At 69.9% G+C, this 14,241-nt stretch carries 13 protein-coding genes; 10 read left to right on the top strand and 3 right to left on the bottom strand.

Annotation, left to right across the window (positions count from 1 at the left end):
• From BM339_RS17550 to BM339_RS17540, 3 genes are read right to left on the bottom strand one after another with little or no spacing between them, the layout of a single operon-like run.
• On the bottom strand, positions 1–915 hold the full coding sequence (locus tag BM339_RS17550) for a fumarylacetoacetate hydrolase family protein (RefSeq protein WP_075021531.1): 915 nt from the start codon (positions 913–915) through the stop codon (positions 1–3).
• Positions 903–2,174 (bottom strand): FAD-dependent monooxygenase, encoded by a 1,272-nt coding sequence (locus BM339_RS17545; RefSeq protein ID WP_075021530.1) that lies wholly within the window; start codon positions 2,172–2,174, stop codon positions 903–905. The genes BM339_RS17550 and BM339_RS17545 overlap by 13 nt, the downstream gene beginning before the upstream one ends.
• Positions 2,171–3,232: a cupin domain-containing protein gene (locus tag BM339_RS17540; protein ID WP_075021641.1), complete on the bottom strand. Its 1,062-nt coding sequence runs from the start codon at positions 3,230–3,232 to the stop codon at positions 2,171–2,173. The genes BM339_RS17545 and BM339_RS17540 overlap by 4 nt, the downstream gene beginning before the upstream one ends.
• 332 nt (positions 3,233–3,564) lie before the next feature.
• Here BM339_RS17540 and BM339_RS17535 point away from each other — a divergent pair, with 332 nt between their 5' ends.
• The 10 genes from BM339_RS17535 to BM339_RS17490 all read left to right on the top strand — a co-directional run bounded on the left by BM339_RS17535 (position 3,565) and on the right by BM339_RS17490 (position 14,047).
• On the top strand, positions 3,565–4,302 hold the full coding sequence (locus tag BM339_RS17535) for an alpha/beta hydrolase (protein WP_075021529.1): 738 nt from the start codon (positions 3,565–3,567) through the stop codon (positions 4,300–4,302).
• A gap of 220 nt (positions 4,303–4,522) precedes the next feature.
• Positions 4,523–5,194 carry a hypothetical protein gene (locus BM339_RS48735; RefSeq protein ID WP_075021528.1) on the top strand — a complete coding sequence of 224 codons (672 nt, stop codon included), beginning with the start codon at positions 4,523–4,525 and terminating at the stop codon, positions 5,192–5,194.
• A gap of 260 nt (positions 5,195–5,454) precedes the next feature.
• A complete protein-coding gene (locus BM339_RS17525; protein ID WP_033330508.1) occupies positions 5,455–6,105 on the top strand; it encodes an SCO family protein in 651 nt (216 codons plus the stop codon).
• Positions 6,102–6,593, top strand: coding sequence for a copper chaperone PCu(A)C (locus BM339_RS17520; RefSeq protein WP_075021527.1), 492 nt, complete (start codon positions 6,102–6,104; stop codon positions 6,591–6,593). Before BM339_RS17525 ends, BM339_RS17520 begins: the two co-directional genes overlap by 4 nt.
• 68 nt (positions 6,594–6,661) lie before the next feature.
• Positions 6,662–7,903, top strand: coding sequence for an iron uptake transporter deferrochelatase/peroxidase subunit (gene efeB, locus BM339_RS17515; RefSeq protein ID WP_075021526.1), 1,242 nt, complete (start codon positions 6,662–6,664; stop codon positions 7,901–7,903).
• Positions 7,904–7,990: 87 nt separating this feature from the next.
• Complete coding sequence (locus BM339_RS17510) at positions 7,991–8,158, top strand: hypothetical protein (RefSeq protein WP_218163673.1); 168 nt, start codon at positions 7,991–7,993, stop codon at positions 8,156–8,158.
• Between the two features lie 512 nt (positions 8,159–8,670).
• Positions 8,671–10,119 carry a purine-cytosine permease family protein gene (locus tag BM339_RS17505; protein ID WP_075021525.1) on the top strand — a complete coding sequence of 483 codons (1,449 nt, stop codon included), beginning with the start codon at positions 8,671–8,673 and terminating at the stop codon, positions 10,117–10,119.
• A gap of 53 nt (positions 10,120–10,172) precedes the next feature.
• A complete protein-coding gene (locus BM339_RS17500; protein WP_075021524.1) occupies positions 10,173–11,102 on the top strand; it encodes a nitrilase-related carbon-nitrogen hydrolase in 930 nt (309 codons plus the stop codon).
• Between the two features lie 60 nt (positions 11,103–11,162).
• A complete protein-coding gene (locus tag BM339_RS17495; RefSeq protein ID WP_218163672.1) occupies positions 11,163–13,001 on the top strand; it encodes an amidohydrolase in 1,839 nt (612 codons plus the stop codon).
• 32 nt (positions 13,002–13,033) lie between these two features.
• Positions 13,034–14,047, top strand: a complete 1,014-nt coding sequence (locus BM339_RS17490) for a LacI family DNA-binding transcriptional regulator (protein ID WP_075021523.1) — start codon at positions 13,034–13,036, stop codon at positions 14,045–14,047.
• The last annotated feature ends 194 nt before the right edge of the window (positions 14,048–14,241 follow it).

Raw genomic sequence — 14,241 nt, 5'->3', positions numbered from 1 at the left:
TCAGCTGCGCTCGGAGACCGGGGTGAGACGCTCCGGGGGCCTCGGCCCGCGGCCGGCGCCGCGGGTCGGGCAGGCGACCGCGCCGGCGCTGGAGACCGTGACGGTGAGCCGGTCCAGGCCGGTCACCTCGACGTCGATCCGGTCCCCGTCGAAGACCTCCCCGACGCCTTCGGGTGTTCCGGTGGTGACGATGTCGCCGGGACCGAGCGTCATCACCGTCGACACGTAGGCGATGAGCTTGGGCAGGCCCCAGATGAGATCCTTGAGGTCCGCGCGCTGACGCAGCGCGCCGTTCACCCAGAGGCGGAGCTCCAGCTCCTCGACCGGCGGCACCGCGCCCGGGCTGACGATCGTGGGGCCGGTCGGGGTGAACGTGTCGAAGGACTTGCGCACGGAGCGGTCCTCGCCGCCGCGCATCGTCATGTCGAGCAGGGATGTGTAGCCGAAGACGTGATCGAGTGCATCCGCCTCCGTGACATGGCGAGCGGTCTTCCCGATGACGGCGGCGAGTTCGCCTTCCTGATCGAACCGGCGGTCGTGGTAGGGCAGCGTGACCACCGCGCCCGCACCGACGACCGAGGAGGGCGCCTTGAGGAACACGCCGAGCGAGTCGATATGGCCGGCCTGCCCCATCTCGCTCTGGTGGTTGCGGTAGTTCACGGGCGCGGCGACGACCTTCGTCGGATCCGGTACCGGTGCGATCGCGGTGACGTCGCCGAGGTCGAGCACCGGCGATCGGCTCAGCGTCCCCTCGACGTCCAGCCCGGCGGCGACCGCTGCGATGAGCCTTCGCATCGGGGAGCCCTCGCCCGGAGGCAGGAGGTCGGTGACGTCATGGACCTTTCCGGACGCGGCCGGGTCGAGCACACCGGCGCGGACCGGGCCGGCGGCGGCCCGGAAGCTCAGATAGCGCATGTCGATCTCCTGGGGACGAATCGCTCGGGCTGGACGGCGGCCGTGGAGGCGGTGAGTCCCGGCGCTGCGGTTCCGGGTTCCGCGGGGGCGTAGAGCCATTCGACATCGCGGTAGTCGTCCGACGCCCTGGCGGCGAACAGCCGGTTGCGCACCGCGATCAGCAGCGGATCGGCGGTATGCCACAAATCTCCCCACGGGCGCGCGCTGGTCTGGCAGCGGGCGGTACGGGGGAGCCGGGCCGCCTCGAAAGCCCGGTAAGCGGCATCGACGTCGGAATCGTGGCGCTGGAGGCGGTACCCGATCTCCACGGCGTCCTCGAGCGCCTGGCAGGCGCCCTGCCCCAGGTACTGCAGCATGGGGTGTGCCGCGTCTCCGATGAGGACCAGCCGGCCGTTGATCCAGGTGTCGACCGGCCTCCGGTCGAACATCGCCCAGAACCGATCCCGCCCGATCCGCGACACCGCGTCGAGGACGGGGCCGCACGCGCCGGCGAACGCGGCGTCGAGTTCCTCGGGGCCGCCCCATTCGCCGGCTCCAGTGTGGCCCGAGAGGAATCTCCTGCTTTGGAAGACCGCGACCTGGTTGTACAACTCACCCCGCCGTACCGGGTACTGCATGAGATGCACCCCGGGGCCGACCCACAACACGACGTCGTCCGGTGCGATGGCGTGTGAGACCTTCTCCATGGGCAGGGTCCCGCGGTAGGCGGCGTACCCGCTGCACGTGGCCGTGTCGTCGACGACATGCCGCCGCAGAGTGGAGTGCAGTCCATCGGCTGCGATCAGGGCCGGCGTCTCGTAGCGGGATCCGTCCGCGCAGACGACGGTGGCACCGTTCGACCGGACCTGCGCGTCGACGACCGTCCGCCGGTTCTCCAAGGTGATCAGAGCATGTGCGCGGCAGTGGGCCAGCAGCAGATCGAGTAGATCGCTTCGGTGCAGGACGAGGTAGGGATAGCCGAACCGGCGATGGAACTTCTCGCCCAGTTCCAGTGTGGTGAGCGGTTCTCCGGCGTACGCGTCCATCATCACCGCCCTCGTGGGCCGGACCGCCAGCGGCAGGACGTCTTCCAGCACCCCCAGCGCATCGAGGGCCCGGCTCGCGTTGGGACCGAACTGGAGCCCCGCACCGATCTCGGTGAACTCCTCGGCCCGTTCCAGCAGGTGGACCGGCCGCCCGGCGCGCGCGAGCGAGAGCGCGGTCGCCAGCCCGCAGATCCCGCCGCCGACGATCAGGGTGGGCACCTTGGTCGTGGTCAAGAGTCCGCTCCATCGATCGCCTGGTTCCTGAACAGTCCGAGCGCCTCCAGCACTGGTGCGTCGCTCGTGGAGAACAGGTCGATTTCGAGGTCCGCCTCGACCGACCACGGGGTCCACGACGGAATCGCGACGATGTCACCCGGCTCGACGTCGTAGGTCTGGTCACCGACGTGCATCCGCCCGCGCCCGTGCAGGACCGTGGCGATGCGACCGCCCGTCTGCCGCACCGTTTCGGTGCGCGCGCCCGCCTGGATGCGCTCGATCTCGCATCGCATGGTCGGCATGACGTCGCCGCCGCGGACGGGGTCGGTGTAGCGGATGCGAGCGTGATGGGCGCCGGACGCGTCGAGCTGTTCGGTCAGTGCTCGGTCCGTGGCCGACCAGCGGTAGGCGAGCAGGGGCGATCGGTGTTGGGGCAGCGCGGGCCCTGGGACGGGGGTCAGGCCGGGGCCGCCGCCGTACCAGCGCTCGGATGCCGAGATGTCGGATGTCGAGGTGTCGGCTTCCTCCGACCGCCCCTGTTCGAAGAACACGGCGTCGAGAGCGGCGACGATGGGCAGGTCCAGCACGTCGATCCAAATCATGGGGCGGTCGGTCGGGTTGTGGTGTTCGTGGAAGGTCCAGCTGGGGGTGAGGATGAGGTCGCCGGTCTCCATGTGCACGGGGTCGCCGTCGACCAGAGTGAACACTCCGCTTCCTTCGACCACGAAGCGCAGTGCGGCGGGTGTGTGGCGGTGGGCGGGCGCGACCTCGTGACCGCCCAGGAACTGGACGGCGGTCCAGAGTGTCGAGACCGCGAAAGGTGCTCCGTCGAGGCCTGGGTTGCAGCACGCGAGAACGCGCCGATCCCCGCCGTGATCCACGGCAACGAGAGCTCCGGCACGGGCGCCCAGTTCACGTAGTTCCTTACCCGCCCAGCGATGCGGGACGCTCCGGACCACCGGCTGGGGCGTCAGGAGGCCCCGCAACTTCCAGAGGGGTTGCAGGTCTCCCTCGGACAGTCGCTTGTACAGCACCTCGAGCTGTGGGTCCGCCGCATGGAAGCGTGTCGTCGCCATCTCCACTCCGATCAGGCGGTTGGCTCTGTCGAGTCAGCTATTTCCTGTGGTTCGTATGTGTACGGAATATATCGGGTGGTCACGTTACCCGAGCACGTTCTTGTGGGCAACATGCGGTTGACGCGATGGATGGCGGTCGCTACGGTTGATTATGTCCGTGTACGGACTAGTTCTTCATCAGAGGTTCGGACGGCGCGGAGGCCGGTGCGGTCCGGGCCGTGGCAGAGCGTTCCCGGCAAGGGCGAGACGCCGTCATCAGGCGGGCGCCGACCGTGCGCGGTCGCCGCCTCCAACCCACATCGCGATGCGAACGCACAGACAGAGCGAGGATCATGTCAACGTATCTGCTGGTACACGGCGCCTGGCACAGCGGGCAGTGCTGGGAGCGGGTGGTCCCGCACCTGACCGAGGCTGGGCACCGGGTGGTCACGCCAACGCTGACGGGCTATGGCGACAAGGCGCATCTGCTCGGTCCCGAGGTCGGGCTGGACACGCACGTCGACGACATCGTCCGGCTGATCACCGAAGAGGACCTCACCGACGTGGTGCTGCTCGGGCACAGCTATGCCGGGCTGGTCATCTCGTCCGTGGCCAACGAGATCCCGCACCGGATCGCACATCTGGTCTACCTTGACGCGATGGTCCCGGAGGACGGGGAGAGCGCGGTCGACGTCATGCCCGTCACGCAGGTCCTCATCGACCGGGCCCTGGAGTCCGGCAGCGGCTGGCGGGTTCCGCCACTGCCGGAGCTGCCACCGCCTTTGGGACTCTTCGGGGTCACCGATACGGCGGACGTCGCCTGGCTGAAAGCGATGCTGTCGGATCAGCCGGTGCGCTGCCTCCAGCAGCCCGTTCAGCTGGGCAACCCGGCCGCGGACGCGATCGCACGGACGCACATCCACTGCACCGTCGTGCCGGAAGGCTTCGAACGCCGCCCTGTTCCCGCAATTCAGCCCAACGGCGCCCCCGCGCAGATCTGGGAACTGCCGACAGGTCACGACTGCATGATCACCATGCCGGTCGAGCTGGCCGCCCTGCTCCTCAAGCTCGCCGTGCCCCCTCATTCCTGACGTCGCACCCGCTGCAACGCCTCCGGGCCGTCGGCCTCCCAGTGCGGTCCAACGGGCCAGGAAGGCGAACGACGGTCGGCCGAGGACCTTGGCGTGACCATTCCGGCAGACCGGCAGCAGCGCTCCCGAGGGGCGAGTCGAGCGTGGGGGAGGCGTGTACTACGGTTCGTAGTACACGCGGTGGTGCACACCTGATGAGCGAAGGACGAACGCGTTCCCGATGACAGAGCATCCGGCCGGAGGTACGGCGGAGGCCGATCGCGCCGATCCGGGCATGCGGGTGCTCCGGGCGGTGGCGTTCTCCGCGGTCTGCGTGTCGGTGTCCGGTTGCGCGCATGCTCTGGCCTCGCATGCGGGACTCCCATGGCGGTCCCTGCTTGCCGGGTGGCTGGTGATGCTGTTCCTGGTGACGCCTCTGGCGGGACGGGAGCGATCGAGGCCGGGCATCATCGCGACACTGCTGTGCGGCCAGATGGTCCTGCACGTGGTGTTCGCTGTGGGGCAATGCCACGATGCGGTCGCGGGAGCCCCCGACGGCGGGATGCCACCGGCGGCTCAGGCGATGCCGGGTCACGTGGCCGGGTCGGGCATGGGCGCGTCGCTGATGCCGGGACCGGCGATGTTCGCACTGCATCTGGCCGCCGCCGCAGTGCTCGGATCGGTGGTGCACCGCGGTGACCGTGCTCTGTGGACCCTGGTCCGGGTATCGCGGCGCGCGACGGGCACGCTCACCGCTCCGCTGCGAGCGCTGCTCGGCGCGATCCTCGCGGGCCTGCCCGCACTGCCTGTAATACCCGCCGCCGGGGCCACTCCCGGGGTGGAGGACGTGCCCGGTGAGATCGTCCTGCTGCACCACGCGGTGATACGCCGGGGCCCGCCGCCGGCCGTGTGAACCGCTGACGGCGCGGGCGGCGTCATCGCCGCTCGGCCTCTTTCCCGTACCGCCTGGTCGGTCGCGGTCGCTCGTGATCGTGGACGGCTTGGTGCGGATGCCCCCTGCGGCCGTGCCGCGCGCTCCTGCCGCGCGAGTCGGGCCGCCTCCCTTCGTGCGCCATCGCGTGAGCCTTCGGGCCGATGGCGAGTCCTTCAATGGAGGCTTTTGTGCGTGCTTTCACGCATGCTTCATCCCGTTCCTCCCGCCGGCGTGCCGGCGTGGCGGGCGGAACCGCCGTGATCGCGGCGATCTGCATGGGTGCCGCGGCCTGCGGCGACGACCCGTCGGACGGTCAGGCGCCCGCCGCGGCGTCCGCGCCGGTGTCGCCCCCGGCTCCCGGAGCCGGTAACGCCGTGCGGCCGAACCGGCCGATGCCCAAACCGGACCTGGAACTGACCGACGACGACGGCAAGCCCTTCGACCTGGCCGAGCGGACGGCGGGCAGACCGACCGTGCTGTACTTCGGGTACACCCACTGCCCGGACGTGTGCCCGACGACCATGGCCGACCTGGCCAACGCGGTCAAGAAGCTGCCCGCGGCCGACCAGGGCAAGCTCCGGGTGGTCTTCGTGACGACCGACCCGGGCCGTGACACACCCAAGCGCCTGCACCAGTGGCTGAGGGCGTTCGACGACCGGTTCATCGGGCTGAGCGGAGACTTCTCCGCCGTCCAGAAAGCGGCCCGCAGCGTCGGCGTCTCGGTGGACAAGCCGGTCAAGAACGCCGACGGAAGCTGGAACGTCACGCACGGCGCGCAGGTTCTGGCGTTCTCACCGGCCGACGACCAGGTCCACATGATCTACACCTCCGGGACAACGGCCCAGCGCTATATCGCCGACCTGCCCAAGCTCGTCAAGGGGGAGATGTGAGGCGCCCGGCAGCCGCGGCTGCCGTGCTGGCGTCCGTCACCGTGCTGGCGGCCTGCTCATCGTCGAACGCGTCGTCGTCGCCCGACGCGTCCTCACCGGACGAGGCCGCACAGGGCCGCCCGCGGTTGTCGGTGTCCGGCGCCTACGTGCCCGAGCCGCCGTTGGCCGACCTCGCCGCCGGATACCTCACCATCGCCAACACCGGGACGAAGGCGGACCGGTTGACGTCGGTGACCAGCGACATCGCGGCAGAGGTGGCCATGCACCGCACCACCTCGGACGGCGCCATGAAGCATGAGAAGGAACTGCCCGTCCCGGCGGCCGGCCGGCTGACGCTGCGCGTCGGCGGACTGCACCTGATGCTGATGGACCTGAAACGCAGGCCGCGGACCGGCGACACCGTCACCTTCGTCCTGCACTTCGCCGCCTCGGCACCGATCAGCGTCAAGGCGCCGGTCAAGCCGGCGACGTACCGCCCCGACCAGTGACCGAACCCCGCGCGCCGGCCCCTTGGCCATGCCGGGGCCGGCGCGCGGGAACCCCCGGGAGAACACCCATGGAACGACCCGATCAATCTTCCGGCGTCACCCGGCGCCGAGTGCTGAGCGTGGCGGGCGGCGTAGGCATCGCGGGGCTCGCGAGCGGCGCCGCGGCGGGCGCGCTCGGCCGGCCTTCGAGCGGCGGCACCGAAACGCCCCTCGCCGTGGTCGGCGCCACCGCCGTCCCGTTCCACGGCCGCCACCAGGCCGGGATCACGACTCCACCGCAGGCATGCGGACACCTGGTCGCCTTCGACCTGGAGCCCGGCGCGGACCGCGCCGCGACGGCGGAGCTCATGCGCCGCTGGTCGCGAGCGGCCGAGGCGATGACGGCCGGGCGCCCGCCCACCGGCGACGACCAGATCGCCCTCGACGCCGGGCCGTGCTCGCTCACCGTGACGTTCGGGTTCGGCCGCACGTTCTTCGCCAAGACCGGGCTGGAGGACCGCATGCCCTCCGCGCTGGTGGAGATGCCGCCCTTCCCCGGCGACGCCCTCGACCGCTCTCGAAGCGACGGCGACCTGTGGGTGCAGATCGGCGCCGACGACCCGCTGGTCGCGGTGCACGCCCTGCGCGTGCTGCAGAAGACCGCGTCCCGTACCGCGCGGGTCCGCTGGCAGATGAACGGCTTCAACCGTGCCCGGGGAGCCGCCCAAGGCCCGCGCACCGTCCGCAACCTGATGGGCCAGCTCGACGGCACCGGCAACCCGGCCCCGTCCGACCCCGGCTTCGACGGCAAGATCTTCGCCAGCGCTACGGGTCCCGAGGCTTGGATGGACGGCGGTTCGTACGCGGTCGTCCGCCGCATCCGGATGCTGCTGGACGTCTGGGAACAGCTGTCCGTCGACCGGCAGGAACGTGTGATCGGTCGCCGCAAGGACAACGGGGCCCCGCTGTCGGGCGGCACCGAGACCGCACCGGCCGATCTGGCCGCGACCGGTCCGGACGGAACCCTCGCCATCCCCGGCGACGCCCACATCCGGGTCGCCGCCCCGGCCTCCAACGGCGGGGCGACCATGCTGCGCCGCGGCTTCTCCTACCACGACGGCCAGCGGGAGGACGGCGCGCCCGACGCCGGCCTGCTGTTCGTCGCCTGGCAGGCCGACCCCACCACCGGCTTCATCCAGGTGCAGCGCAAACTCGCAGGTGCCGACGGCCTCACCCGCTACCTCCGGCACGAGTCCAGCGCCATCTTCGCGGTCCCCGGCGGCGCCACCGCTCCCGGCGACTACGTGGGCCGCACCCTGCTGGAACCCTGACCCACCCAAGGCGACATCCCATGATCCAACTCCTTCCCGATCGCGCAGCGACACCGGCAGCGGCTGCACGAGGACAGAGGTCCGCACGTGGCCGCCCACCAGGGCTCCGGCCTCTACACCCTGGACACCGCGCTGCTGACCGAACTGCGACCCGTCGTGGTCCTGACCCAGGACTTGTGCGAGGTCTGCGCCGGCTCCTACCGCCGGGTCGCGACCGCGCTCCGCATCATGGACGCCGGCCCCCAGGTGGGGTGAGCCTGGAACCCCAAACCCTGCCGGACGTACTCGACACGCTGGCGTGTTCTCCGGCTCCTTGGGACGGCGACATTGTCCTGCGCAGCGCGGCGCCGCGGAATTCGGCGTCGGGCATCGGCCTGCGTACGCGGCGTATGGGGCCGACGACCGATCGGCGCCATCGTTCTGGATAGCCCGTCCCAGCACGTGGTCGGGGACATCACCCTCGCTCGTGTCCTTGACGGGCGTGGATTCGACCTGATCAAGACGTTCCCGGCGCAGAACCCGCGCGTCATCTGGTGCAGCGGCGACCGAAGCGTGGCGTCCCGGCCTGCCTGGTAGGGGAAAACCCCTGGGGGGTTTGACGGTGGGTCATCCCTCGGGCTCGGGGTTCCCGCAGGTCTACGAGGCAAGGGTATTGCGGGATCGATCCCGCACAGCTTACGCTTCGGGCGCCAACATGCGTCCAGCTTCATTGCGGAATCGATTCCGCACGAAAAGCCGGGCGAGGGGACGAGGAAAGAGGACAGCCCATGACCGGGACAGTCCACTCGCAGGCGCCCGCCAGCGGCGGCGGCTCACCGCCGCTGGGAGCGGAGGCGCGGTCGATCGACTTCATTCCGAACGAGGAGCGGACCGGCAAGGCGTGGCATCTGGGCACGGTCTGGTTCGGCGCGAGCGTCAACCTCACGGGCCTGGCGACCGGCTTCGCCACGCTGTCGATCGGTGCATCGCTGTTCTGGACGGTCGTCGCCACGGTCTTCGGTTCACTCTTCGGCACCTTCTTCATGGCGTTCCACTCCGCGCAGGGCCCGCAGCTCGGACTGCCGCAGTTGGTGCAATCCCGCCCGCAGTTCGGCTATGTCGGTGCGGCGCTGACCGTCTGGGTGTTCGTGCTGGTGAACTATGTCGCGTACAACACCTCGGACGCGCTGCTCTCGGGGGCTTCGGCGAATTCGCTCAGTGGGATGCCGAAGAGCCTGGGGTACCTGATCGCCGCGTTGCTCGCAGCGGTGCTGGCGTTCTGCGGCTATCACTGGATCCACCGCGTGTACCGCTGGCTGATGTGGCCGATGCTGGTCCTGCTGGTGCTGTGCACGTACGCGGCCTTGACCAGCGACAGGCTGCCCTCGTTCACTCCGGGTCCGTTCGAGCTCGCGCCGTTCATGTCGGTGTTCGTGATCGTCGCGGGCTTCCAGCTCGGCTGGGCGCCGTATGTGTCCGACTACTCGCGTTATCTGCCGGCCGGTGTGGGCGTCCGCTCGACTCTCTGGTGGACCTACCTGCCCAGCGCGATCTCCGGGATCTGGGTGTTCGTGCTCGGTTCGATCGTGTCGGCCGCCGTGCCCGGCGCCGATCCCGTGACCGCGATCCGACGCACCGGCGACTCGCTGTTCGCGGGCTTCGGCGCGGTCCTCGTGCTGTTGATGCTCGTCGGGCTGGTGGCGATCATGGCGGTCAACCAGTACGGCGGCAGCCTGACGATGCTCTCGATGGCCGATTCGTTCTGGGCGCTCAAGCCGACCAAGCGGGCCCGCGCCGGGTCGATCGCGCTGATGTCGCTGGTGGTCTTCGGCCTCGCGCAGTCCGTGGGGATCGACAGGTTCAACGAGTTCTACGGCAACGCGCTGGTGTTCCTGGCCTATCTCTTCACGCCCTGGACCGCCGTCAACCTCGTCGACTTCTTCTTCGTCCGGCGCGGCAAGTACGTGATCGGGGAGATCTTCAACCCGAACGGGATCTACGGCCGCTGGGGTTCGCAGGGCATCACCGCGTATCTCGTCGCGATCGCTTTGATGGTCCCGTTCATGGTCACGACGCCGTTCACCGGCTTCCTCGCCAAGCAGCTCGGCGGCGTCGACTATTCGATCTTCGTCGGCCTGCCGGTCGCCGGTGGCCTGTACTGGCTGCTCACCCGCAACCTGGACCGGACGCGGGAGGAGGCGATGGTCCGCGACGAAGCCCTGCTGCCACGGCACTGAACGCCGCCACCGGAGAACCCCACATCGAGCACCTGAACAGGAGCCACAGGTAGATGCGTGTACTGACCGCGTTCGAGCCACCGGCGTCGCCCGCGCGCACGCGCGACCCCGAGCGCGCGCCGCTGCGCGTCGGGGTGGTTCAGCAGCGGTTCCACCCCGACCCCGCAGAAAACCGGCGCGCCCTGTCCGAAGGCGTGCGCATCGCCGCCGAGCATGGCGCACGCCTGGTCTGCCTGCAGGAACTGACACTGTCGCCCTATTTCGCCAGCACTCCCGACGGCCTCACGTCCGGCGAGGTGGTCCCGGAGGACCTGATCACGGGACCGACGTACCGCTTTGCCGCCGAGCAGGCCGAACGCTTCGGGATCCACGTCCACGCGTCGCTTTTCGAGCGCGTGGACGGAGAGAAACGCGGCTACAACACGGCGATCGTCGTCGCTGCCGACGGCTCGGTAGCGTGCCGCACCCGCAAGCTGCACATCCCCGTGACCAGGGGCTATCACGAAGACCATTACTTCCTGCCCGGGCCGGCGGGGAGCGGTGCCTTCCCCGTACTGCCACTGGACGACGCGCGCCTCGGCTTCCCGACCTGCTGGGACCAATGGTTCCCGGAAGTCGCCCGTGCGTACTCGATCGCCGATGCCGATGTGCTGGTCTTCCCGACGGCGATCGGCTCGGAGCCCGGCCATCCCGACTTCGACACCCAGCCGCTCTGGCAGCAGGTGATCACCGGGAGCGGCATCGCCAACGGCATGTTCATGGTCGCGGTCAACCGCATAGGCGCGGAGCCGCCGCTGACCTTCTACGGCAGCTCGTTCATCTCCGATCCGTACGGGCGCGTCCTGGTCCGGGCGCCGCGCGACGAGCCGGCCGTGCTCGTCGCCGACCTCGACCTCGACCAGCGCCGGGACTGGCTCGAACTCTTCCCGTTCCTGTCCACTCGGCGTCCCGACGCCTACGGGACGCTCGCCGACACGCCCTAGCCGGGCGGTCGCCACCCCCGGCTGCGGGCTCTGGACCCGCATGCCTGAGAGGAGAAACAAATGGTCCGTGTGTTCAGACGAGGCTACTCGACGGACCGCCGAGCGGTGCTGGGCATGGGTCTGGCGTCCGTCGCGGTCGCGGTGGTGCCGCAGCCGGCCACCGCGAAGGCGAAGAAGGCCGACACGGTGTTCACGAACGGCTACGTCTATACCGTCGATGCCAGAGAGACGATCGCCCAGGCGGTCGCCGTACAGGCCGGAAAGATCGTATTTGTCGGCGGCGACCATGCGGTCAAGCGGTTCATCGGCTCCCGCACCAAGGTCATCGACCTCCAGGGCAAGATGCTGATGCCCGGTCTCCAGGACGCGCACATGCACCCATTGAGCGCCGGCCGGGCGCTGGCCGGATGCGATCTGCAGCAGGCTTCGCTGACCGTCGCGCAGACCCAGGCCAAGATCCAGGAGTGCTTGGACGAGACCGCGGAACGCGAGGAGCCGGACGGGCTGCTGCGCGTCACCGGCTGGTACTACGAGTCGATGCTCCCCGACGGCGTCAAGGTGGACAAGTCCATGCTCGACGCGCTCAACACCAGGCGGCCCATCATCGTGAACAACCGCGACGGCCACACGAGCCTGGTGAACTCGCGGGCGCTGGAACTGGCGAACATCACCGCGGCCACGCCCGATCCACCCGACGGCCGGATCGAGCGGGACGAGCAGGGCAACCCCACGGGATTCCTGGCCGACGGCGCCCGTGACGGCATCAAGGCGGGTCCGACCGCGCCGCCTCCGCTGGAGCCGGACGGTCCGACCGCCGTCCGGGCCGCGTTGAAGGCGATGAGGGCCCAGGGCGTCACCAGTGCCCGCGAGGCGGCCACCACCGAAGCGTCGCTGGCCGCCTTCGATGCGGTTCGCCAGGAAGGAGACCTCACCGCCCGCATCTTCGCCTCGCCCCGGATGGGCGACGACGACGTGGCGGACCCGGGCGCGGCGGCCCGGCGCGTGCTGGCGCTGCGTGACGAATACGACTCCGGGACCACGGTCGCGCCGGGACTTCGGATCAACAACGTCAAGATCTTCGGAGACGGCGTCGAGCAGTACCCGTCACAGACGGCCGCCCTGCTGGAACCGTACTGGGTCAACACCGGCACGCCCGACGATCCCCACTGGGAGCCCGGCACCCATACCGGCGAACCGTTCATCAAGCTCCCGGCGCTCAAGGCCCTGACGCTGAGGCTGGCGCGGGAGGGCATCGGCTCGCACGTCCACGCCATCGGCGACCGGACCGTGCGCGAGACGCTGGACGCGTTCCAGCACGTCCGCCGGAAGGTCCGGGGCAAGCCGCCGCGCCTGTCGATCGGCCATGCCGAGAACGTCGACCCGGCGGATTTCGGACGCTTCAAGGAGCTCGACGTCACCCCGGTCATGTCGTTCCAATGGGCCAAGCCCGGTCCGAACATGATCGACGCTCTCAAGGACTATCTGGGGCCCGAGCGCTTCAACCGGGTCGAGCCGATGGGCAGCCTGCGGCGGGCCGGAGCGCGGGTCGCCTACGGCAGCGACTGGCCGGTGGACCCGCTCGACGAATGGTTCGCCTTGCAGGTCGGCATCACCCGGATGACCAGGTCGACCGACCCCTACTACGAGATGGGACGGCTCGGCACCGATCCCGGCCTGTCGGTCCAGGACGTGATCAAAGCGGTCACCATCAACGCGGCCTACGACCTCGGCCAGGAGAAGACCACCGGCTCGATCGAGAGGGGAAAGTTCGCCGACCTGATCGTGATCGACCGCAGGCTGCCCCACATCCCGCCGGCGGACATCACGAACACCAAGGTTCTCATGACGATGGTGGGAGGCGAATTCGTGTACGACGCCGCCCGGCCGGACGCCTCGTGATCGCCTGAGCCTGGGTCGGATATCGTGAAAACGTGCCCAGGACGCATACGGTGACCCTCCTCGATGTCGCCCGCGCGGCCGGCGTATCACGTACGACGGCGTCGGCCGCGTTGGGCGGCAGCGGACGGATCTCTGACAACACCCGCGAGAAGGTCGTCATGGTCGCCGAGACCCTGGGCTACACCGCCAACCCGGCGGCGCGCAACCTCCGGCGCGGGCGGCTCGGCGTGCTCGGGATCTCCCTGCCCGGCCAGGTGGCAGGCATGGAGTTCTACATGCGCTTCGTCCTCGGAGCCGCGGAACGCGCGCGCGCCGACCACTTCGCGGTCACGCTGCTCGAAGCCTCGGACATGCCCGCGGCACTGGTGAGCGATTACGTCGACGGGCTCATCGTCGTCGACCCGCTCGTCGACGATCTCGACGTGGCGGCACTGATGGCCTCCGGCAAGCCGGTGGTGACCAGTGAACGGTACCTCGGGGACGGGCCGCCCCCCGTGGGCGTCGTCGAAGGCGATCACCAGGCCGCGCTCGTCGAGCTGCTCGACCACCTCGTCGCCCAGGGAGCGACCATGCCCGCCCTCATCGCGCCGGGCGACAACTCCTCGTGGGGCCGGACCCTGCACTCGGCCTACCTCGGCTGGTGCGAAGCGCGCGGAATCGTCCCGCAACTGTCCGACACGGCCTTCAACGCCACCCGGTCGAAGGTGTGGCAGGTGACACGGGAGCTGCTCACAAAGCCGCCTCGCCCGGACGCGATCGTCAGCGCGCCCGACGGCGCCGCCCTCGGCGTGCTCGACGCCGCCCGGGAGCGGGGCCTGCGCGTCGGCCACGACCTGCTGGTCGCGGCGTGCGTCGACAGCACTCCGTTCGAGTTCGTCCAGCCGTCGATCACCGCGCTGGACCAGCACCCAAGAGACCTCGGCGGCCACTGCGCGGAGGCCCTGCTTCGACATCTCGCCGGCGGCCCGGCACGGGAAACCGCCGAGCGTCATCGCATCGACCTGGTGGTACGGGAGTCGACGGCGGGCGGCATCAGCGTCCACTGAACGCGACACGGCCCGCTGGCCGAGCGGCGCCTGTCGCCCGGGGAGGGGGATTCGTCCCCCAACCGTTGAGTTCACGCGGGGCGTTCGCGCCTGACCGACCGCGCGGGCGTCGCCCAGATCCACACCGGCCACGGACCCGCGGTCATGGCCACTCTGCGCCGACCGCCACCAAGCCCCGCCGCAGAGCCCACTCC

Origin of the sequence: Actinomadura madurae, from assembly GCF_900115095.1 — a bacterium.
Classification (GTDB): Bacteria; Actinomycetota; Actinomycetes; order Streptosporangiales; family Streptosporangiaceae; genus Spirillospora; species Spirillospora madurae.
Note: the sequence above shows the minus strand (reverse complement) of the source record. Positions and strands in the feature narration are given on the sequence as shown.